The sequence below is a fragment of the Cupriavidus sp. P-10 genome (genome assembly GCF_003402535.2).
In the GTDB taxonomy this organism is placed as follows: Bacteria; Pseudomonadota; Gammaproteobacteria; order Burkholderiales; family Burkholderiaceae; genus Cupriavidus.
Map to the genome: position 1 here is coordinate 662,181 of NZ_AP025170.1, position 20,922 is coordinate 683,102.

The window sequence follows — 20,922 nt, forward strand, 5'->3', positions numbered from 1 at the left end:
TGGCGAGGCCGGCGCGTTGGGAAGCATGCCGGCCGACCTGTCTGGGCGCTGTAGCGGCGGCCTATATTGCACACGGCGTGCCAGGCGGGAGGGGCCGTCCGCGCTGTGCAACTCGTTGAATTCAAAGGGGAAATCGAAGTGACGCCGGCGCACGGTTCGGAGATCCGGATAGGCGGCGGGGAGGGGTGTTCGGGAATCCGAATGGTGTTCTAGGTGTAAACCCGCGATTTTGGAGGGGTTCGAGGGGCTGGGAGGGTTTGAAATTGCCGCTGGTTTGCCCCCCTCTCCCGCTTGCGGGAGAGGGGTTGGGGGAGGGGGCAGGAGGGTCAACGGCTGAGGCCTGTGGGTTAAACCGAGGGCCTTGCTTGATGTGGTGCCTTGCTAACCCACCCCTCTCCCCATGAGGCCATGAGGGGAGAGGGAGAACATCTTTGCTTAGGCTAGTTCGGGCGGTTTGGGTGCACCTTGCCTTGGCTAGTTCGCGCGGCTTGGGCGCACTTTTCTCAGGCCAGTTCGCTTGTCTTTGGTGAGCTCGCTTCAGCCACCCAACAACCGATAGCACAGCCGTGCCGCCACCCGCGCCCCACACCCATCGCGGTCATACAGCGGATTGAACTCCGCGATATCCGCCACGCGCAGCTTGCCGCTATCGCGCAGCCGCGTGGCGATGGCTTCCACCACCGGCAGCGGCACGCCGTAGGCGGCCGGCGCCGACACGCCGGGCATCACCGCGGCGGGCAGCACGTCGAGGTCGATGGTCAGGTAGACGTGGTCGGCCTCGGCCACCCATTCATCCAGCGCGGCCAGGCGTGCGTCGAGGTGGCGCTCCTGCATATCCACGTCCTCGACATAGCGCACCCCCAGCGTGCTGGCGCGCGCGAACAGCGCGGCGGTATTGCCGAGCCGGCTTACGCCCAGGCAGGCGTAGTCGAAGCGCAGGCCGCGGCGCTGGCAGTCGATGGCGATCTGGTCGAAGGGCGTGCCGGAGCTGGCGGGCCGGCTGCCGCGCAGGTCGAAGTGCGCGTCCAGGTTGACGACCAGCACGCGGCCCCGGTCGCCGTGCGCGTCCAGGTGCGCGCGCAGGCCCTGCCACGTGCCCCAGGCAACCTCGTGGCCGCCGCCAAGCACCAGCGGCCAGGCGCCCACCGCCAGCTCGGCGGCGACGGCATGGCCCAGCCGCTGCTGCGCGTCTTCCAGCGCATCGCCCTCGCAATGGATGTCGCCGCCGTCGATCAGGCGGCCGATACCGTGTGCCGGCACGCCCGCCAGCGCGCGGCGGATTTCGCGCGGGCCGTTGGCCGCGCCGGGGCGGCCCTGGTTGCGCAGCACGCCGGCATCGCAGCAGAAGCCCAGCAGCACCGGCACGCCGGGGGTGCGCGGCGCATCCGGAGTGCGGTGGCCGGCGACGATATCGAACAGGCGGCGGGTATCGCCCGCCTCGCCGGCATCGCGCCGGCCGCGCCAGACCGTGTCGCTGGACTGGGCGAGTTCGGCGAGGTCGCTCATTTCAGCCGGCGTCCCAGGGTTTCGGGCACCATCGCCAGGCCGATCAGCGAGACCAGGCCGCAGCCGATCACGTACAGCGCCGGGGCGTTGGCGTCACCGGTGATCTGGATCAGCCGGGTCGAGAAGTACTGCGCAAAGCCGCCGAAGATCGCGATCGCCACGCAATAGGCGATGGACAGGCCGGTGGCGCGCAGGCGCTGCGGCAGCACCTCGCTGACCAGCACCATCGACGCCGGCGCGGTCATCGACATCGGCACCGACAGGCAGCCCACCACCAGCAGCAGGCGTGCCAGCGACGGCTCGGCATTGATCAGCACGAACGCCGGGTAGATCATCACCAGCAGCGCCACGCGCGACCACAGCACCACGGTCTTGCGGCCGATGCGGTCGGCGAGCCAGCCGGCGAACGGCGACAGCACCACTTGCACCAGCGCTGCGACGCACGCGGCCCAGATGCTCAGCGACAGCGGCATCTTCAGCACGCTCACGGCGTAGTTGCTGATGTAGTAGACGACGATATAGGTGGACGAAGCCAGGCCGATCATCAGCAGGATGCTGGCCAGCACCTGGCGTGCGTGCGCACGCAGCAGCGGCCACTGCGCGGCGTGCTCGCCGTGGCGCGCGGGCGCGGCGGTTTCTTCGAGCCGGCGGCGGATCAGCAGGCCCACGGGGATCACCAGGATGCCGATCAGGAAGGCCAGGCGCCAGCCCCACGCTTCCAGGTCGGCCGGCGCCAGCACGTTGCTCAGCACCAGGCCGGTGATCGCGCCCAGCAGCGCCGCCAGGCCCTGGCTGAACGGCTGCCAGGCGGTATAGAAGCCGCGCGTGCGGTCATCGGCGTATTCGAGCAGCAGCGCGGTGGAGGCGCCCATCTCGCCGCCGATGGCAAAGCCCTGCACCAGTCGCGCCACCACCACCATGATCGGCGCGAGGATGCCGATCTGCGCGTACGGCGGCGTGACCACGAAGATCAGCGAGCTCAGGCCCATCAGCCACAGCGTCAGCGCCACCGCCGGCTTGCGTCCGGCGCGGTCGGCGTACATGCCGATCAGCAGGCCACCGAGCGGGCGCATCAGGAAGCCGACGCCAAAGGTGGCGAACGACATCAGCAGCTGGCCGGTGGGGTTGTCGACGGGGAAGTAGAGGCGGCCGATCAGCGTGGCAAAGAAGCTGTAGACCACGAAATCGTAGAACTCCAGGCCATTGCCGATGGTGATGGCGGCAATGGCGCGCGTGCGCGACAGCGGCGGCTGTGGCGCCGCGACCGCCACGCCGGCGGTGGTGTCGATGGACATGGGTGTCTCCGTGAAGGGTATGGCGACGGCCGGGCGCGCGCGTGGCGGCCCGGCCGGCAAGGCGGCTCTAGGTGGCCCGTGGTGGCCTGTAGCGGCCGAGATCAGCCGCGCAGCATCGGCAGGTCCAGGCCCTGCTCGCGCGCGCAGTCGACGGCGATCTGGTAGCCGGCGTCGGCATGGCGCATCACGCCGGTGGCGGGGTCGTTGTGCAGCACGCGGGCGATGCGCGCGGCGGCTTCATCGGTGCCGTCGCACACGATCACCACGCCGGAATGCTGCGAGAAGCCCATGCCCACGCCGCCGCCGTGGTGCAGCGAGACCCAGGTCGCACCGCTGGCGGTGTTCAGCAGCGCGTTCAGCAGCGGCCAGTCGGACACGGCATCCGAGCCGTCCTGCATGGCTTCGGTCTCGCGGTTGGGGCTGGCGACCGAGCCCGAGTCCAGGTGGTCGCGGCCGATCACGACCGGCGCCGACAGCTCGCCGCTGCGGACCATCTCGTTGAACGCCAGGCCCAGCTTGGCGCGCAGGCCCAGTCCCACCCAGCAGATCCGTGCCGGCAGGCCCTGGAAGCTGATGCGCTCGCGCGCCATGTCGAGCCAGCGGTGCAGGTGCTCGTCATCGGGGATCAGTTCCTTGACCTTGGCGTCGGTCTTGTAGATGTCCTGCGGATCGCCCGACAGCGCGGCCCAGCGGAACGGGCCGACGCCGCGGCAGAACAGCGGGCGGATATAGGCGGGCACGAAGCCGGGGAAGTCAAAGGCGTTGGCCACGCCTTCTTCCTTGGCCATCTGGCGGATGTTGTTGCCGTAGTCGAAGGTCGGCACGCCCAGCTTCTGGAAGTCCAGCATGGCTTGCACATGTGCGGCCATCGAGGCCTTGGCGGCCTTCACCACCACGGCCGGCTCGCGCTGCGCGCGCTCGCGGTATTCGTCCCAGCTCCAGCCGGCGGGCAGGTAGCCGTTGAGCGGGTCATGGGCGCTGGTCTGGTCGGTGACCATGTCGGGGCGCACGCCGCGGCGGACCAGTTCGGGCAGCACTTCGGCGGCGTTGGCGCACAGCGCGATCGAGATTGCCTTGCCTTGCGAGGTGTAGCGGTCAATGCGGGCCAGCGCGTCGTCGAGGTCGGTGGCCTGCTCGTCGACATAGCGGGTCTTCAGGCGGAAATCGATGCGGCTCTGCTGGCATTCGATGTTCAGCGAGCAGGCACCGGCCAGCGTCGCGGCCAGCGGCTGCGCGCCGCCCATGCCGCCCAGGCCCGCGGTCAGCACCCAGCGGCCCTTCAGGTTGCCGTTGTAGTGCTGCCGGCCGGCTTCGACGAAGGTTTCATACGTGCCTTGCACGATGCCCTGGCTGCCGATGTAGATCCAGCTGCCGGCGGTCATCTGGCCATACATGGCCAGGCCCTTGGCGTCGAGTTCGTTGAAGTGTTCCCAGTTGGCCCAGTGGGGGACCAGGTTGGAGTTGGCGATCAGCACGCGCGGGGCGTCGCGATGGGTCTGGAACACGCCGACCGGCTTGCCGGACTGGACCAGCAGGGTCTGGTTGTCTTCCAGGCGGGTCAGGGCTTCGACGATGCGGTCATAGCATTCCCAGTTGCGCGCGGCGCGGCCGATGCCGCCGTAGACCACCAGTTCCTTCGGGTTCTCCGCGACCTCGGGGTCGAGGTTGTTCATCAGCATGCGCAGCGGGGCTTCGGTCAGCCAGCTTTTGGCGGTGAGCTTGGTGCCGCGGGGGGCGCGGATTTCGGTGTCGCGGAAGCGGGTGGTCATTTGGGTTGCTCCTTTGTGTGCTGGGCTGGCTTGGTCGGTCGCCTGGTTTTTGGCGACTGCATAGGCATGTATAATCTTGTATATACAAGTACGTATGAATCGGGGTTATCCCCTAGTCGGCTATCTTTTAGGTTCGTTTGTGGAACTACGAGCGCTTGGCGTTGCTTGGCGCGGGTTTTGTTCTGCGGTTTTTAGCCGTCTTCGCGATTGGTGACATGCTGTCGCCTGTTGAACCGCCTGGTTCCGCCCTCCTGGGCGGGTCACTTTTTGGCCGAGCGCCAAAAAGTAACCAAAAAGCGCGTCGCCTGAGCGGCTGGCTATCAATTTGGCGGCGTGGGTGGGTCGGGCGGCGGTGATTTCCGTTTTGGCTCAGTGCCCGTTCGAGCCTGCTAACGCTATGTGAGTCAGGGATAGTGCCTGGCGCTAACCGGCTCTTGAACGATCCCCATGCCGGCCGTAGGCCGCCTGCTACCCGGGATATTGGTGGGACGCCTTCGGCTGCGCTACGCGCGGGCCCAAGGTGGCAGAGCGGCCGATTTCGAACCGTTCACCGACAGCGCACTGCGAGCGCAGCGATGCAGATCCGTGCCCGAGCATGTCATCCGCGAGACTGAGCCGCGCGCAGCGCAGCCGTAGGCGATGACGCGATACCGCTCTCAGCAGGTGGCCTACACCCGTCCTGGGGATTGTTCAAAAGTCGGTTTTCGCCAGGCACCCACACTCACTCACCTGGCGTAGCAGGGTGGAATCGCGACCACGCCTCACTGAGACCAAAACCGCCCATATGACCAGAAGCGCCAAATTGGCTCAGCCAGCCGCAGGCGACGCGTTTTTGGTTACTTTTGCCGCTCGGGCAAAAGTGACTCGCCCCTTCAGGGGCGAAACCGGGGCACATCAACATCCACCAGATGTAAAGCCGCAGCCAGCGATCAGCAATCGATCAGCAAAAGCCTATGATGCAAACCGCCCTTCAAGCCGATGCAACGACCCCGGATGCACCAGCCTGACCGACGTCACAACCCGCCCCGCCGACCATGTCCGTCTACGGATCAGCAAACACGGCTCACCCTTGTCGATGTCGAGCAACCCGCATTCCTCCGGATGCGCCAGCACGGCTTCCACAACGTGCTCCCCTTCGGTCAGCGGCGCGACGCGCGTCAGGTACTGGTAGGGCGTTTCGCGCGTGAAGTCCTGCTCGAGGTAATCCGGCGCGACGGCGGCATTGACGTAGCGGTCTTCCAGCTGGATCGCAACATCGTCTTCATAGTGGACGATGACCGAGTGGAACACGCGCTGCTCCAGCGGTACATCCAGCGCGGTGGCCTGCGCCGGGCCGGCGCGTTCCTCCCGCACGCTGATGACGCGCGCATGATGCCGATGACCCCGCGCGGCAATGTCGTCCGCAATATTGTTGACCGCATACAGCGCCGTGCGCAGCTTGGGCTCGGCGACAAAGGTCCCGACCCCCTGCAGCCGCACCAGCATCCCCTCCGCCGTCAGCTCGCGCAGCGCCCGATGCACCGTCATGCGGCTGACGCCCAGCGCTTCGACCAGCTCGGCCTCCGAGGGCACGCGATGGTGGGGCGGCCAGCTGCCGTCAGCAATCCTGCTGCTGATGTGTTGCTTGACGCGCGCATAGAGCGGCGCCGGCGTGGATGCGAGCGGCAACGGTTTCCCCCGGGTGGCGACAGCCGCCGAATGTATCACGCCCCCTGGTGTTGTTCGACGCCGCGCGGCCCGCACGCTTCCAGGAACGCTTCGAGCGGCGTCGGCCGCCCGATCGCATAGCCCTGCGCATAGTCGACGCCGATTGCGCGCAGCGCGTCGAGCGTGCGTTCGTCCTCGACCCACTCTGCCACGGTCTTCACCCCCAGCCGGTGGCCGATATCGTTGATCGAGCTGACGATCTCGCGGTCGACCGCGTTGTCGGCGAGCTGGCGGATAAAGCTGCCGTCGATCTTCAGGTAGTCGACCGGGAACTGCTTCAGGTACGCGAACGAAGACAGCCCCGACCCGAAGTCATCGAGCGAGACGGTGCAGCCCGCGCGGCGCATCTCGGACACCAGCCGGTTGGCCGCCGACATGTTGTTGATCAGCGCCGTCTCGGTGATTTCCAGCCGGATGCGGTCGGCGGGCAGCGCGCTGGTATCCAGCTCGGCATGCAGGAAGGGCAGCAGGAACGGCTCGCCCAGCGAGTTGGCCGACAGGTTGATCGACACCGACAGCCCCGGCACCGCCCGCAGCCGCTCGCCGTAGCCGTGCAGCACGTTGTGGATGACCCAGCGGTCGACATGGCCCATCAGGTCGTAACGCTCGGCGGCAGGAATGAAGGCGCCGGGCAGGATCATTTCCCCGCTCTCGTCGACCATGCGCACCAGGATCTCGATGTGGCGGTGTTCGCCACGGCCTTTGCCGGCCGGCTGCAGCGCGCGGATTTCCTGCGCGAACAGGCGGAAGCGGTTGGCTTCCAGCGCCGAGTGGATGCCCGCGGCGACCTCCAGCTCGCGGTGGTGGCGGCGCGCGTCGCTCTCGTCGCGGCGGTAGACCGAGACCCGGCTGCGGCCGGCGGCCTTGGCGGCGTAGCAGGCCACGTCGGCGCGGCTCATCAGTTCGCTGACGGGCGGCACGTCGAGGTCGATCGCGGCGATGCCGATGCTGGCGCCGACGTCATAGACCCGGCCTTCCCACGGGAAGCGGCGGCCGCGGATGGCGTCGATCACGCCCTGGCAGACCTGCTCGGCCTGGTCCACGGTGCAATCCTTGAGCAGCAGCGCGAATTCGTCGCCACCGAGGCGCGCCAGCAAGTCGTCCGGGCGCACGTGGTTGCGGATCATGTAGCCGAGCTCGCGCAGCAGCACGTCGCCGGCGCCGTGGCCGGCGGTGTCGTTGACGATCTTGAAGCGGTCCAGGTCGATGAAGCAGAGCGCGGCGCGGTGGCCCTGCAGCCGCGCGTCGTCGCAGGCCTCGCGCAGGCGCTTCTCGAACCAGGTGCGGTTGGGCAGGCCGGTGAGCGCGTCGTGCATGGCCGAGCGCGCCAGCTCGCGCTGCAGCGCGCGCGCGGTGGTGATGTCCTGGAACACCAGCACCGCGCCCAGCACCTCGCCGCCGGCGGTCAGCACCGGCGCGGCGGAGTCCTGCACGTCGTGGCGCTCGCCGGTCAGGCTCTGCAGCACCGCGCCGTCCTGCAGGTAGGCGGGCGTGAGCGTGCGCAGGCAGGCCTCGACCGGGCTGGGGATCGAAGCGCCGGTGGCTTCGTCGACGATGCGGAAGACCTGCTCCAGCGGCAGGCCGCTGGCGCTGGCCATGGTCCAGCCGGTCAGCTGCTCGGCGATCGGGTTCATGAAGGTGACGTGCATGTTGGCGTCGGTGCAGATCACCGCATCGCCGATCGAGCGCAGCGTGATATGCAGCCGCTCTTTCTCTTCGAACAACGCCTCGGTCAGGCGGCGCTGCTCGGTGATGTCCCAGTTGGTGCCGACCAGCGCATGCGCCATGCCATCGGCGCCGCGCGAGACCATGGCCATGGCGCGCACATGGCGCACCGCGCCGCCGGGGCGCAGGATGCGGTATTCGGTATCGAACGGCGCGGCGCCGCGGATGGCCTGGCGCAACTCCGTGCTGACGCGGCTGACGTCTTCCGGGTGCAGCATGGCGATCCACTGCTCCGCCTGCGGCGTGCCCTGCGCGGGATCGGTGCCGTGCAAGGCATGCATGCGCGCATCCCAGGTGATGACGGCGCCAGCGAAGTCCCATTCCCAGATGCCGACGCCGCCGGCCTCCACCGCCAGCTGGATGCGCCGCGACAGCCGTTCCAGCTCTTCCTGCACCAGCCTGCGCGCATGGATGTCTTCCACCTGGGCGATGTAGTGCAGCGGCGCGCCGGTATCTTCGTCGCGCACCAGCGAGACCGCCAGCAGCGCCCAGCGGTACTGGCCGTCCTTGTGGCGGTAGCGCTTTTCCATGCGGTAGGACTCGATCTTGCCGTCCACCAGCAGCGCGGCCTGGCGCAGGTCGTCGGCCAGATCCTCGGGGTGGGTCAGCTGCTGGAAGGTGATCGCGCGCAGTTCCGCGTCGCTGTAGCCAAGCAGCTCGGTCATGGCGCGGTTGACGGTCTCCCAGCGGCCGTCCATGGCCACCAGCGCCATGCCGATGGCCGAGTGCTCCATGGCCTGGCGGAAGCGCTTTTCGCTGCCGCGCAGGCTGGCGCGGCCGTGGCGGTTCTGCTCGGTCAGGTAGGCGATGCAGACCGGGAACACCATGATCACCGCGGCCGACAGCGGCACCGCTTCATGGCCGTGCCCGACCAGCATCAGCGCCTGCAGCGACAGCGTTGCCACCAGCGTCAGCAGCGCGGTGGCGAACGGGTTGCCGGACAGCGCCACCAGCACCAGCGGCAGTGACATCGCGGCAAAGGGGTCGTGGCCCTGCCATTGCGCGAACGCGCCGATCGCCAGGCACAGCGCCAGCAGGCCGGCCTGCGGCGCCAGCGCCGGCCGTGCCAGCGCGGCGCGCACGCGCCCGGGCGTCATCGACAGCATCATTGGCAGCAGCAGCGCCATGCCCAGCGCGCTGGCCTGCCACCAGGTCCACCACACCGACGCGAACGCGGTGCCATGCAGGCTGGAGATGGCCGCGGCTCCGGCGGTGGCGCCCAGCGCCGGAGCGACGATGCCGGCGACCGCCAGCATGACCGCGAACGACGCCAGCGGCCCGTGGCGGACCAGCCCGGCGTGCCGGTCCAGCAGGCGCAGCAGGCCGGTGGCGCACAAGATCTCGGCCAGGTTGGCGCCGGCCAGCATCAGCGCGCTGGCGGTGCTGTCGCCGGCGGCATGGTTGGCCAGCAGGTTGGCGCCCAGCATGCCGGCCAGCAGCCACGGTGTTTCGCGTCGGGGCCGGTGCAGCAGCAGACCCAGCGCGAAGGCGTTGGGCAGCCATACCGCGGCCACGTTGCCCGGCAGCCGCGCCAGCCAGAGGCCAACCGCCGCCAGCACGAAATAGCCGGCACCGGCCAGCAGCAAGGGCTGCCAGCGGCGCGGCGCGGCGGAAAGGGCGGTGGCGGCCTGGTGGCTCGGCGGGGCCGTATCGGGCGTCATGGACGAGTGCGGTGCAAAGGGCGATGCGAATCGGTCGGAGCCGGGCGGCAGTTCCGGCGCGCCAGCGCGCCGGGGGTATGGGCCCGGCAAGGCGCGCGGACGGACTGCCGCCCAGCGTAGCGGCAACTGTAACGGGGATGGGCACCCGGGCAAAAGCCGGACAGCGGGGTGCCGGGGGCGTTGTTGCCACTGGTGTTCGGCCCGTTTTTTTGGTAGGGGGGGTGACGCGGCGGGCGCGATCGGGTATGGCCGGCGATGACCTCGCGGGTAATCGCGGCACTGCGCCGGGGCATCCATCATGCATCCATGGCCTGCCAGACGGGCCGAACGGATTCCCAACCCGCACAGGAGCACACCATGTCCGCCGCCGTCCAGTCTTTCCAGTCTGCCGCCCCCGCCGCTTCCGCCGCCCCCGCCGCTTCCGTTGATCACGCCACGCTCGCCGATCGCTACCTCGCCGCCTGGAACGAGACCGACCCCGCGCGCCGCCGCGAGCTGATCGCGCTGGCGTGGACCGAATCGGCCAGCTACGTCGACCCGCTGACGCGCGGCGACGGCCATGCCGGCATCGACGCCATGATCGCGGCGGTACAGGGCAAGTTTCCCGGTTTCCGCTTTACCCGCGTCAGCCCCGTCGACGCGCACGGCGAGCACCTGCGCTTTACCTGGGAGCTCGGGCCCGCGGGCGAGCCGGCGCTGGTGGTCGGCACCGATTTCGCCACCGTTGCCGCCGACGGCCGGCTGGCGCGCATGACCGGCTTTATCGACCGCGCCCCCGCCGGCCTGGCCTGAACGCGGCAGGCGCGCGCGCCTGTGTGGCCTGCCCCACCGACAGCCCCCCGCCCGCTGGCTGCAAGCTGTTGCATCCAGTGCGGCGGACAGGGGAGCGAAGATGGCGCGTGTTCTGCGGGTGGCGGCGTGGGGGCTGGCCGGCGTGGCCGCTGCCGTGGCCGTGGCGGCCTATGCCGCGGTCTGGGTTGGCGAGCGCAAAGCGTCGCGGACCGTGGCGGTGCAGGTCGCGCCGCTGGCCTTGCGCGACGACGCCGCCGCCATCGCCCACGGCAAGTACCTCTATGAATCGCGCGGCTGCATGGAATGCCACGGCGCCGGCGCCGGCGGCAAGCAGGTATTCGACGATCCCAAGGGCCTGCGCGTGCGCGCGCCGGACCTGACCCGCGGCAACCCGGCCATCGCCACTTACCGCGCCGAGGACTGGGTGCGCAGTGTGCGCCATGGCGTGGCGCCGTCGGGCCGGCCGCTGCTGATCATGCCGAGCGAGGACTACAACCGCCTCAGCGACGAAGACCTGGGCGCGATGGTCGCCTACCTGCGCAGCCTGCCGCCGGGCATGGGCGCGCCCGCCGAGATCACCCTGCCATGGATGGTGCGCGCGCTGTACGGCGTGGGCGTGGTGCGGGACGCTGCGTCCAAGATCGACCACAGCCTGCCGGTGCAGCCGGCGCAGGTGCCGGCGGCCACGGCGCAGTACGGCGGCTATGTCGCCAATGCCTGCCTGGGCTGCCATGGCCATGACTTCAGCGGCGGCAAGATTCCCGGCGCGCCCCCCGACTGGCCGCCGGCGGCGGACCTGCGCCCGGTCTCGGGCGGCGCCATGTCGCGCTATGGCCAGGCCAGGGGCTTTATCGAGATGATGCGCAGCGGCAAGCGGCCCGACGGCTCGCAGATCAGCCGCGTGATGCCGTTCGACTCGTTCGGGCGCATGAACGATACCGAGCTGACCGCGCTCTACCTGTACCTGGCGGACATGCCGCGGCGCTGACGTCGGGCTGCCAGCGCGCGCCTCGCATCATTGCCTTGCCAGCCGGCGTCCCGCGGCGATGCCCGGCAGCTCCACCCAGCGGTGCAGCAGCAGCGCCAGGACCAGCGCCAGGCCGGCGTCGATGGCAAAGCGCAGCAGCTGCAGGCCGGTCTGGTCGGGCGTCAGTTCCGGCATCAGCCGCTTGACGGCTTCGATCACGGTCGGGTGCACCAGGTAGAGCGCGTACGACAGCTCGCCCAGCCACACCAGCGCGCGCGGCACGCGCAGCATGCCGGTATGCTCGGCCGCGACCGCGCCCGCCAGCAGCAGTGCCGCCGGCACGCCGCGCCCGGCCAGGCTGAAGTCCGTGCCGACCAGCGGCAGCGACAGCGCGAACGCCGCGCAGCCGACGGCCAGCATCCCCAGCGCGATCGACTGCGTCAGCAGGTGGCGCCAGCGCGAGTAAGCCCACGCCAGCAGGCAGCCGAGCAGGAACTCCAGCACCAGCGGGTTGCTCGCCATCGCCAGCCATGGCGACGCGAAGGGGTAGCCTTGCGCGGGATCGGCGACCAGCGTGCCGAAGCGCCACCACGGCAGCACCAGCGTCGCCAGCGCGAACAGTGCCAGCACCACCCAGAGCGCGCGCCGCCCGGCCAGCAGCAGCCCGAGCGCGAACGCGGCGTAGAACGCGATCTCATAGTTGAGCGACCAGCCCACGTAGAGCGCCGGATAGCCGTAGTAGGGCGCATGCGCGGTCGTGGTGGGCAGGAACGCCAGCGACGCGGCGAACAGCGCGGGCGTCACCGGGTTGAGCAGCAGCGCGTGGATCACCGACATGGCCCAGTACGGCGGCGCCAGCCGGAACGCGCGGCGGACCAGGAAGCTGAGCGGGCGCTCCGGGCGTGGCCGCGCCAGCACCGCGACCCAAGCGATGATGAAACCGCTGATGACGAAGAACACATCGACGCCGACATGGCCGCGCTTGATCACGTTGGCGGTCAGCCAGCCCAGCACGGGCGCGTCGGGCCCGCCCAGCGCGAGGCCGGAATGGTAGACCACCACGAAGGCCGCGGCCAGGCCGCGCAGCGCCTGGATGCTGTCGAGCCGGGCAATGGCGGGGGAGGTGCGGGAGGTGGCGGGCGCGGCGGGCGCGTCGGCGCCGCGCGGGCGCGCCGCGGGCTGCACGGCGCGTGGCGGTGCTGGCGTACCCGTCAACGGATGGTGGCGTTCTGGAATAGTCGACGGCACTGTTTCAGCGGCAGGAATCCGCAAGCGGTGAATCCATGAGGGACAGCGGCCGGATGCACAAAGTTCGTGCAAACGCCGTCAAAACGCGCGTTTGCGCCGCGCGCGGCGCACGGCCTCCGGCAAGGTGACCGGAATTGCACTATCCTCCCTTGTCCCGTACGCCATGCTGCGTGCGCGGGCAGTGCCCCCGCATCCCCACGCCTTCGCCATGCGCCGGTTCCCGCTGGCGCGGACCGCGTGCGGGCCCGGGCACACGCCATGACCAGTGGGCAACGTACCCAAGGAGTGTCCCCCAATGACCACCTTCAACATCAACGTCAACGGCAAGACCCGCGCGGTCGACGTGGATCCGTCCACGCCGCTGCTGTGGGCGCTGCGTGACAACCTCGACATGACCGGCACCAAGTTCGGCTGCGGCATGGCCGCGTGCGGTGCCTGCACCGTGCATATCAACGGCCAGGCCACGCGCAGCTGCGTCACGCCGGTTTCCGCCGCCGCCGGCGCCAGCATCACCACCATCGAAGGCGTGGACACCGACAAGGTGGGCCGCGCCGTGCTCGACGCGTGGGTCAGGCACGACGTCGCGCAATGCGGCTACTGCCAGAACGGCCAGGTGATGAGCGCGATCGGCTTGCTGCGCAGCAAGCCGCGTCCCACCGATGCCGATATCGACCAGGCCATGGCCGGCAACCTGTGCCGCTGCGGCACGTACCAGCGTATCCGCGCGGCGATCAAGGACGCCGCGCGCGCGCTGGCCTCGGTGGCCTCGGTGGCCTCGGCGGCCTGAACCGGAGGAACCGATCATGCGAATCCGAGGCATCGAAGCACTGGCCGGCGGCCAGGGCGGCAACGACGGCGCGGCGCAGGGCGGTGGCATTGCCACGCTCAGCCGCCGCGGTTTCCTGAAACTCACCGGCCTGGCCGGCGGCGGGCTGGCGCTGGGCGTGGCCCCGCTGGCGCAGGCACAGGAGGCGGGCAGGCTCAAGGCACCGCCGCCGCAGGCGTTCCTGATCATCGCGCCGGACAACACCGTCACGGTGGCGGTGAACCGGCTCGAGTTCGGCCAGGGCGTGCATACCGCGCTGCCGATGGCGCTGGCGGAAGAACTGGATGCCGACTGGCGCAACGTGCGCGCGACGCTGGCACCGGCGGGCGACGCGTACAAGGATCCCGCCTTCGGCATGCAGATGACTGGCGGCTCCACCGCGCTCAACCACTCGTTCGAGCAGTACCGCGAGCTGGGCGCGCGCGCCCGCGCCATGCTGGTAACCGCCGCCGCGCAGAAGTGGCAGGTCGATCCGGCCAGCATCAAGGTCGAGCAGGGCGTGCTGGCGTCGGGCAGCCACCGCGCCACCTTCGGCGAACTGGCACAGGCGGCGATGGAACTCCCGGTGCCGCAGCGGATCACGCTGAAGGACCCGTCGCAGTTCCGCATCGTCGGCAAGCCGACGCAGCGGCTGGACGCGCGCGGCAAGATGGCGGCGACCACGCCGTTCGGCATCGACACGAAGCTCGACAAGATGGTGGTGGCCGTGGTCGCGCGCCCGCCGCGCTTCGGCGGCAAGGTGAAGTCGTTCAATGCCGACAAGGCGCGCGCGGTACAGGGCGTGCATGGCGTGATGCAAGTGCCGGTGGATCGCGGCGGCACCGGCGTGGCCGTGGTCGGCAGCGGCTACTGGCCGGCCAGGATGGGGCGCGAAGCGCTGGAGATCCAGTGGGAAGACGCGGGTTCCAAAGTCTCGTCGCAGGCGCTGTTCGACGAGTACGCGAAGCTGGCTGCGCAACCGGGTACGGTGGCACGGCCAGGAGAAGGAGACATCGGCGCCTCCATCAACGGTGCCGCGCGCAAGATCGATGCCGAGTTTCGCTTCCCGTACCTCGCGCACGCGCCGATGGAACCGCTCAACTGCACGCTGCAGCCCGAGGTGTCGGGCGGCAGGCTGCAGGCGGTCAAGGTATGGGTGGGGTCGCAGTTCCAGACCGTCGACCAGGCCGCGATCGCGCGCACGCTGGCCCTGGCACCCGACAAGGTGGTGCTCAATACCATGATGGCCGGCGGCGGCTTCGGCCGGCGCGCGGTGCCGACCTCCGACTACCTGGTGGAAGCGGCCAACGTGCTCAAGGCCTGGGTGGCCGCCGGGCATACCGAGCCGCTCAAGGTGGTGTGGAGCCGCGAGGACGATATCCGCGGCGGCTACTACCGTCCGCTGCACCTGCACCGCGCGCGCATCGGGTTCGATGCGCAGGGCAAGGTGGTGGGCTGGCAGCACACCGTGGTCGGGCAGTCGATCCTGAAGGGCACGCCGTTCGAGCCCTTCATGGTCAAGAACGGCGTCGACGCGACCATGACCGAGGGCATCGTCGAGAACGACTACGACCTGCCGCTGCAGATGTCGGTGCATCACCCGCAGGTGGATGTTCCGGTGCTTTGGTGGCGCTCGGTCGGCAACACGCATACCGCCTACGTCAAGGAAACGCTGGCCGACGAAATGGCCGCCGCCGCGAAGCAGGACCCGGTGGCGTTCCGGCTGGCGCGCCTCGACGAAAAGAAGCACGCGCGCCACCGTGCCGCGCTGCAACTGGCGGTGGACAAGTCCGGCTATGGCAAGCGCAAGCTGCCCAAGGGGCATGCGTGGGGCGTGGCGGTGCACGAGTCGTTCAGCACCGTGGTGGCCTACGTGGTCGACGTGTCGCTGGTGAAGGGCGAGCCGCGCGTGCACCGCGTGACCGCCGGCGTGCATGCCAACCGCGTGGTCAACCCGTTGTCGGCCGAGGCCCAGATCCAGGGCGGCTGCGTGTTCGGGCTGGCGATGACCAGGCCGGGGTTTGCCATCGAGATCGAGAACGGCGCCGTGAAGAACAGCAACTTCACGGACTTCCCGCCGCCACGCATCACCGATGCACCGGTGGTGGAGGTGTTCTTCGTGCCCTCGCAGGAGAACCCCACCGGCCTGGGCGAGCCGGGCGTGCCGCCGATCGCGCCCGCGGTGGCGAATGCGCTGTTCCGGCTGACCGGCAAGCGGCAGCGGCAGTTGCCGTTCGAGCTGGCGTAGGCGGCCGCCAGGGGCTGGCCGGATCACCGTGCCGATGGCGATATCGGCCACGCGGGCGCTATCGCGGTAAGGCAGCTCCGCCAGCTCACGCAGCGCCAGCACGTTGCGATAGGCCAGCGGCAGCTGGGGTAAGGGGGGTAGGCGGCCCTATTGCCTTTGCCCTGCGAGCCGCGTAGAACGTAGGGAAACCGGCGCCGCCAGCGGCGCCGCAGCCGCCTGCCATGCGCGGCAGCGCACAATGGAGGATCGAGGTGTGGCCATGGAGACCCAAGACAGCGCGCTGACGCTTGCCCTGTTGACCGAACCCGCGCGCGCCACGATCTGCCGCGCGCTGCTGGAAGCCGGCGAGGAAGGGCTGCCTGCCGCCGAACTGGCGCGGCTGGCCGGCCTGAGCCTGCCGCGCGCCGCGCATGTGTTCCAGGAACTGGTGCAGGCCGATGTGGTGGCGCTGGCGATCCGCGAGCGCCAGGTCTGCTACCTGCTCAAGGCCAGGCGCGCGGTGCGCGAGGCGCTGGGCTATATCGACAGCAGCGGCCTGGCTGACTGACCGGCGCGGCTGACACGCCGGCGCCATGCCGGCCGGCTATTTCCGCACCTGCTCCAGCGCCCGCTTGCGCGCGGCCTCCTGATCCTGCATCAGCCGGTAGGCCGCGTAGTACTTGAAGATGTTGCGCACATAAGTGGTGGTCTCGATGCCGATCTTCTCCGCCACCACGATCTCGACATTGTTGAACCACTTGTCGGGATCCAGGCCGCGCGCCGCCGCTTCCTTGCGCATCTTGGCGATATTGCCCGGCCCGGCGTTATAGCTGGCAAAGGCGAACAGCGGCCGGTTCGATTCCGAGAAATGCGCGTCGGGGAAGTACTTCGTCATCAGCCGGTCCATGTACTTGGCGCCGGCGTGGACGTTGGACTCGGCCATCCGGATATTGCCGACATTCAGCTCCTTGCCGGTAGCCGGCATGATCTGCATGATGCCGACCGCGCCGACGTGGCTGCGCGCCTCCTGGTTCAGCTGCGACTCCTGGAAGCCCTGCGCGGCCAGCATCAGCGGGTCGAAGCCATAGTCCTTGCCGTACTTCTCGAAGAAGGCGATGGTCTGCTGGAAGCGCTTGTACTCGGCATCCTCGGTGTTGTTCTTGATCTGCTTGACGCGCTGCATGGCCTGCTTGAGCCGGTACTCCGCCACGCCCTGCTTCTTGACGAAGTTGACGTAGAAGTCCTCGATCGCCTGCCGCAGCTGCGGGCTGTTCTTGCGGAACGCCCAGCCGACATGGCCGCCTTCGCGCACGGCCAGGTCTTCGCGCACCTTGATGTCCGGCAGGATCTGCGCCCACATCGCGGCCTTCCAGTCATCGACCACGACGATCTGCAGCACGCCCGCGTTAAGCATCTCCAGCGCGTCTTCATCTTCGAGCGCCTCAGGCAGCATGACCAGCTTCATCGGCGCCTTGCCCGCATGGCGCAGGCGGTCGTTCAGCACGGTCAGGCTGTCGAAATAGCTGCTGGCGCGCCGTACGTGCACGGTCTTGCCGGAAAGGTCGTCGAGACGCTGCAAAGCCGGCGCCTTCGGCCCGGTGACCACCAGCTCGCGCACCGGCTTGCGGTCGCGCGGCGCGGCGAAATCGACCTGCTTCAGCCGGTTCTCGGTCTCGGTCAGGTTGCCCGCGGCGATATCGCCAAGCCCCGCCATCAGGTCAGGCAGCAGGCGGTCGCGCGTGGTCGGGATGATGATGATCGTCAGCGGGCGCTTGCCGAGATCGTCGGCGTATTTCTTGTTCAGGTAGCGCTCGAAGTCACGCACCAGTTCCGCGGTCAGTCCGCGCTCGCGACCCTTGTCGCTGAAGTAGAGCGTGCGGCTGTATGGCACCAGCACGCGGATCACGCGGCTCTTGAACATCACGTCGAAGTCGCCGGTACGGGGCTTGTTGGCAAGGTTCAGGCCACGTGGCTTGGCGGGGATTGCCTGGCTTGGCGGCGCGGTCGCGGCAGGAGCCGTCGCAGCGGGCGCGGCTTTTTGCGACGGCGGAATTTGCTGCGCCACAGCAGAGGGCGCGCGCAGGCCGAGGATACCCATCAGGCCGGACAGAAGCAGGCCTGCCAACCAGAAAGACGGGCGGACAGCGGGCATGGCGTGGATTGCAAGCCGCGCAAGCATGCGCGCGGCTTGCCCATAACGAGTCTAGGCTCGATACGGCAGCTTGCAAGCGGGAGGCAGCGCGCGGCCCGCGTAAAGGCAGCGCAGGGATGCGCAATCCAGGAGGAGCGCGTCGAGGGAGTGAAAAGAAGGCGGCCGGCTTGCGCCGGCCACCCATGGCATTCGCGCTTGCGCGATGCCGCTATTGCTTGGGCGCTGCCATTTCCTGGCGGGCAGTGGAGTCCGCGGCCTTGTTCTCGACCTTGCGCTCTTGCTTGGCCTCGCTGACTTCTTCCTTGTACTCGCCCTTGGCGGCCTTCTTCTTCGCCTTGTATTCGTCGGAGGCGCGTTTGCGTGCCTCGCGGCGCTCGACCAGCGGGTCCTTGGGCGGTTCGATCTGGGTCACGCCGGGCGGCACGCCCTGCGCGCCCGACGGGGGTGCCGCGGGCGCGGCCGTGGTCTGGGCCAGCACGGTGGCGCAGCTGAGGCCTGCCAGGCCGGCGGCAATCGCGCCGACGATCTTGGGAAGGCTAGCGGGCTGTTTCGGATCCATGGAAAACCTCCAGAGTTGTTGTCGGAGGCGCCGGTAGTGGAGGGGCCCGGCGCGGCTTTGACCGCGCATCGCCGCCGTGGCGGGGATGCAGCGGTAGCACTCAGTCTAGGCAGCGGGGCGGTGTTGCGCTGTCGGGCGCACGCTGATGCGCCGCCGGCGTTACTCCTACACGGCCGCGTTGATGCCTGGCCGCAACAGACTCCTGTCAAGGGGCCCGGCCGCCACATCGTGGCCGGCGCGGTTCAGCGAAACGCAGCGAGGCTCAGCGAAACCCAGCGAGGCTCAGCGAGGCGGTGACAGCGCCACGCCGAGCAGCGCGGCGATCAGCGGGCGGTCCTTGCGCACGTCCAGGCAGCACAGCGCGTAGTCGATCGACAGCAGCGCATCGTCGACCGGCACTTCCTGCAGTCCCGGCAGCGGGATGCATTCGATCTGCGTGACGAAGCTGATGCCCATGCCGCTGGCCACGGCATGCAGCGTGGCCTCGCGGCTGTTGATCTCCATCGCGCAGTGCAATGCCACGCCATGCTGCGCGCAGGCGCGCTCGACGCGGTCGCGCGTCTTCGAGCCCGGCTCGCGCAGGATCACGGACTCGCCGGCAAGGTCCTGCAAGGTGATCGCGTGGCGCGATGCCAGCCGGTGCCCGCGCGGCACCACCGCGACGATGCGTTCGCTGCGGTAGGGGGCGATGTGCAGTCCCGGCACGGGATCGGGTTCGGCCACGATGCCGACATCGATGTCGAAATCCTGCAGGCCGCGCAGCACCGAGTCTTCCGAGCCGATCGTGACGGTGAGGTCCAGAGAAGGATACGCGCCGCGGAAGCTCCGCGCCAGCTCCAGCGCGATCGGCGGCGAGACCGCGCCCACGCGCACCAGCCCGGTCTTGAGCTTGTGCGCGCTGTGCAGGAACTGCATCGCTTCCTCTTCCTGCCCGAACAGTCCCTGCGTGATGGCGTAGAGGCGCGCGCCGGTATCGGTCAGGCGCACGGTGCGGCCGGCGCGCAGGAACAGTTCAACGCCGAAGCGCATCTCCAGCGCCTTGACCTGGTCGGTCACGGTGGGCTGCCCGATATGCAGGTACTGCGCCGCGGCAGTGAAGCCGCCGGTGCGCGCCACCGCGTGGAAGCAGCGGATCGCCTTGTAGTACTGGTGGAACATGTGGGGTCAGGGAGGACGGCCGCGGCCCGGTGCCGCAGGCGTCAAGAGTCTCCCACAGCCACACGCCGGCGCCCACGCAGGGTTTCCCCCGAGGCCACGCGATCCATCGGTTTTTCCGCATCGGCCCGTCAAAGATGCGATTGGACTGCCCTCTGGCGGTCTCCCACACTTCGGTCAACGCAGGGCGCGGCGCACGCCGCTCCCGCCCCGCCACAAAGAAAAGTGAGGAGCCCCCCATGATCCATGCGTATTACAACCCCGTCTCGATCCACTGCGGGCCGGGCAGCCTTGACCGGCTGCCTGCCTTGCTGCACGGCCGCCGTGCCGTGGTCGTGACCTTTCCCGAAGCCCGCGCGCTGGGGCTGGTCGCGAGGCTCGAGGCGCTGCTCGGCGCCGGCCTCGTTGCCGTGATCGAAGACGTACAGCCCAATCCCGACGTGGCGCAGCTGTCGGGCCTCTACAACCGCTTCTGGGAACAGCCCGACGCCTGCGACGCGATCGTCGCGGTCGGCGGCGGCAGCGCCATCGACACGGCCAAGGCGCTGATGGTCGGCACGGCCGGAACGACCGGATCAACGAGCGGCGGCCGCTTCGATTCGCTGCTCAGCCTGCTCGCCACCGGCAAGCCGTTCGCGCCGGCGCAGGTCAAGCCGCTGATCGCGGTGCCGACCACCGCGGGCACTGGCAGCGAAGTGACGCCATGGGCCACGATCTGGGACGCGGCCAACCAGAAGAAATACTCGCTGCACCTAGACGCGACCTGGCCGGAGGCGGCCATCGTCGACCCGGGGCTGATGGTGTCGGTGCCGCTGGGCACGACGGTCTCCACCGGCCTCGACGCGCTCTCGCACGCACTGGAATCGGTGTGGAACGTCAACGCCAACCCGATCTCCGACACCTACGCGGTGTCGGCGGTGGAAGACATTTTCGAGACCCTCCCGGCGCTGGTGCGCAACCCGGCCGACATCGCGCTGCGCGAGCGCATGGCGCTGGCCGCGCTCAAGGCCGGCCTGGCGTTCTCCAACACCAAGACCGCGCTGGCGCATTCGATCTCGTACGAAATGACGCTGCGCCACGGCCTGCCGCACGGCATCGCGTGCTCGTTCACGCTGCCGCTGGTGCTGGAGAAGGCGTGGGCGCGCCGCCCCGACCGCGACCGTACGCTGCAGCGGCTGTTCGGGCCGTCGCTGGAAGCCGGCCAGCAGCGCCTGCGCGCCTTCCTGCAGGGGCTGGGCGTGAAGACCGAGTTTGCCGACTACGGCGTCTCCGACGAGGAGGCCGGCGCCATGATCGCGCGAGCGCTGGACGGCGCGCGCGGCAGGAATTTCATCGGCGCCGTGCCGGCTTAGCG

The 20,922-nt window shown here is 69.2% G+C and carries 15 protein-coding genes; 6 read left to right on the forward strand and 9 right to left on the reverse strand.

Annotation, left to right across the window (positions count from 1 at the left end):
* Positions 1 to 537: 537 nt before the first annotated feature.
* From hutG to CTP10_RS03100, 5 genes are all read right to left on the reverse strand, one after another.
* Positions 538 to 1,506 (reverse strand): formimidoylglutamase, encoded by a 969-nt coding sequence (gene hutG, locus CTP10_RS03080; RefSeq protein ID WP_116317280.1) that lies wholly within the window; start codon positions 1,504 to 1,506, stop codon positions 538 to 540.
* Positions 1,503 to 2,801, reverse strand: a complete 1,299-nt coding sequence (locus CTP10_RS03085; RefSeq protein ID WP_116317281.1) for an MFS transporter — start codon at positions 2,799 to 2,801, stop codon at positions 1,503 to 1,505. The genes hutG and CTP10_RS03085 overlap by 4 nt, the downstream gene beginning before the upstream one ends.
* 101 nt (positions 2,802 to 2,902) lie before the next feature.
* Positions 2,903 to 4,570 (reverse strand): urocanate hydratase, encoded by a 1,668-nt coding sequence (hutU, locus tag CTP10_RS03090; RefSeq protein ID WP_116317282.1) that lies wholly within the window; start codon positions 4,568 to 4,570, stop codon positions 2,903 to 2,905.
* Between the two features lie 951 nt (positions 4,571 to 5,521).
* Positions 5,522 to 6,238: a histidine utilization repressor gene (gene hutC, locus CTP10_RS03095; protein WP_116317283.1), complete on the reverse strand. Its 717-nt coding sequence runs from the start codon at positions 6,236 to 6,238 to the stop codon at positions 5,522 to 5,524.
* 35 nt (positions 6,239 to 6,273) lie between these two features.
* Positions 6,274 to 9,663: a diguanylate cyclase gene (locus CTP10_RS03100; RefSeq protein WP_116317284.1), complete on the reverse strand. Its 3,390-nt coding sequence runs from the start codon at positions 9,661 to 9,663 to the stop codon at positions 6,274 to 6,276.
* A gap of 357 nt (positions 9,664 to 10,020) precedes the next feature.
* On the opposite strand from CTP10_RS03100, the gene CTP10_RS03105 reads away from it, so the two are divergent.
* Together CTP10_RS03105 and CTP10_RS03110 are read left to right on the forward strand one after the other, a co-directional pair.
* Positions 10,021 to 10,455 (forward strand): nuclear transport factor 2 family protein, encoded by a 435-nt coding sequence (locus CTP10_RS03105; RefSeq protein WP_116317285.1) that lies wholly within the window; start codon positions 10,021 to 10,023, stop codon positions 10,453 to 10,455.
* A gap of 100 nt (positions 10,456 to 10,555) precedes the next feature.
* On the forward strand, positions 10,556 to 11,443 hold the full coding sequence (locus CTP10_RS03110) for a c-type cytochrome (RefSeq protein WP_116317286.1): 888 nt from the start codon (positions 10,556 to 10,558) through the stop codon (positions 11,441 to 11,443).
* 27 nt (positions 11,444 to 11,470) lie between these two features.
* Here CTP10_RS03110 and CTP10_RS03115 read toward each other — a convergent pair whose 3' ends face one another.
* Positions 11,471 to 12,535 carry an acyltransferase family protein gene (locus tag CTP10_RS03115; protein ID WP_199414512.1) on the reverse strand — a complete coding sequence of 355 codons (1,065 nt, stop codon included), beginning with the start codon at positions 12,533 to 12,535 and terminating at the stop codon, positions 11,471 to 11,473.
* 430 nt (positions 12,536 to 12,965) lie between these two features.
* Between CTP10_RS03115 and CTP10_RS03120 the strand changes: the two genes are divergently transcribed.
* From CTP10_RS03120 to CTP10_RS03135, 3 genes are all read left to right on the forward strand, one after another.
* On the forward strand, positions 12,966 to 13,457 hold the full coding sequence (locus CTP10_RS03120) for a (2Fe-2S)-binding protein (protein WP_116317288.1): 492 nt from the start codon (positions 12,966 to 12,968) through the stop codon (positions 13,455 to 13,457).
* A 16-nt stretch (positions 13,458 to 13,473) separates the two neighbouring features.
* Positions 13,474 to 15,723, forward strand: a complete 2,250-nt coding sequence (locus CTP10_RS03125) for a xanthine dehydrogenase family protein molybdopterin-binding subunit (RefSeq protein ID WP_116317289.1) — start codon at positions 13,474 to 13,476, stop codon at positions 15,721 to 15,723.
* Positions 15,724 to 15,982: 259 nt separating this feature from the next.
* Positions 15,983 to 16,270, forward strand: a complete 288-nt coding sequence (locus CTP10_RS03135) for a winged helix-turn-helix domain-containing protein (RefSeq protein WP_116317290.1) — start codon at positions 15,983 to 15,985, stop codon at positions 16,268 to 16,270.
* A gap of 36 nt (positions 16,271 to 16,306) precedes the next feature.
* On the opposite strand, the gene CTP10_RS03140 is transcribed toward CTP10_RS03135, so the two are convergent.
* The 3 genes from CTP10_RS03140 to CTP10_RS03150 all read right to left on the reverse strand — a co-directional run bounded on the left by CTP10_RS03140 (position 16,307) and on the right by CTP10_RS03150 (position 19,571).
* On the reverse strand, positions 16,307 to 17,854 hold the full coding sequence (locus CTP10_RS03140; RefSeq protein ID WP_116317828.1) for a transglycosylase SLT domain-containing protein: 1,548 nt from the start codon (positions 17,852 to 17,854) through the stop codon (positions 16,307 to 16,309).
* 208 nt (positions 17,855 to 18,062) lie between these two features.
* A complete protein-coding gene (locus CTP10_RS03145; RefSeq protein WP_116317291.1) occupies positions 18,063 to 18,413 on the reverse strand; it encodes a hypothetical protein in 351 nt (116 codons plus the stop codon).
* 282 nt (positions 18,414 to 18,695) lie between these two features.
* On the reverse strand, positions 18,696 to 19,571 hold the full coding sequence (locus tag CTP10_RS03150) for a LysR substrate-binding domain-containing protein (RefSeq protein ID WP_116317292.1): 876 nt from the start codon (positions 19,569 to 19,571) through the stop codon (positions 18,696 to 18,698).
* 236 nt (positions 19,572 to 19,807) lie between these two features.
* Between CTP10_RS03150 and psrA the strand changes: the two genes are divergently transcribed.
* On the forward strand, positions 19,808 to 20,920 hold the full coding sequence (gene psrA / locus CTP10_RS03155; RefSeq protein ID WP_116317293.1) for an iron-containing alcohol dehydrogenase PsrA: 1,113 nt from the start codon (positions 19,808 to 19,810) through the stop codon (positions 20,918 to 20,920).
* Positions 20,921 to 20,922: the final 2 nt, after the last annotated feature.

Coding starts and splice junctions, on each gene's coding strand:
- CTP10_RS03105 (WP_116317285.1), top strand. CDS start 10,021: ATGTCCGCCGCCGTCCAGTCTTTCCAGTCTGCCGCCCCCGCCGCTTCC.
- CTP10_RS03085 (WP_116317281.1), bottom strand. CDS start 2,801: ATGTCCATCGACACCACCGCCGGCGTGGCGGTCGCGGCGCCACAGCCG.
- CTP10_RS03150 (WP_116317292.1), bottom strand. CDS start 19,571: ATGTTCCACCAGTACTACAAGGCGATCCGCTGCTTCCACGCGGTGGCG.
- hutU (WP_116317282.1), bottom strand. CDS start 4,570: ATGACCACCCGCTTCCGCGACACCGAAATCCGCGCCCCCCGCGGCACC.
- CTP10_RS03125 (WP_116317289.1), top strand. CDS start 13,474: ATGCGAATCCGAGGCATCGAAGCACTGGCCGGCGGCCAGGGCGGCAAC.
- CTP10_RS03135 (WP_116317290.1), top strand. CDS start 15,983: ATGGAGACCCAAGACAGCGCGCTGACGCTTGCCCTGTTGACCGAACCC.
- CTP10_RS03120 (WP_116317288.1), top strand. CDS start 12,966: ATGACCACCTTCAACATCAACGTCAACGGCAAGACCCGCGCGGTCGAC.
- CTP10_RS03145 (WP_116317291.1), bottom strand. CDS start 18,413: ATGGATCCGAAACAGCCCGCTAGCCTTCCCAAGATCGTCGGCGCGATT.
- hutG (WP_116317280.1), bottom strand. CDS start 1,506: ATGAGCGACCTCGCCGAACTCGCCCAGTCCAGCGACACGGTCTGGCGC.
- psrA (WP_116317293.1), top strand. CDS start 19,808: ATGATCCATGCGTATTACAACCCCGTCTCGATCCACTGCGGGCCGGGC.
- CTP10_RS03140 (WP_116317828.1), bottom strand. CDS start 17,854: ATGCCCGCTGTCCGCCCGTCTTTCTGGTTGGCAGGCCTGCTTCTGTCC.
- CTP10_RS03110 (WP_116317286.1), top strand. CDS start 10,556: ATGGCGCGTGTTCTGCGGGTGGCGGCGTGGGGGCTGGCCGGCGTGGCC.
- CTP10_RS03100 (WP_116317284.1), bottom strand. CDS start 9,663: ATGACGCCCGATACGGCCCCGCCGAGCCACCAGGCCGCCACCGCCCTT.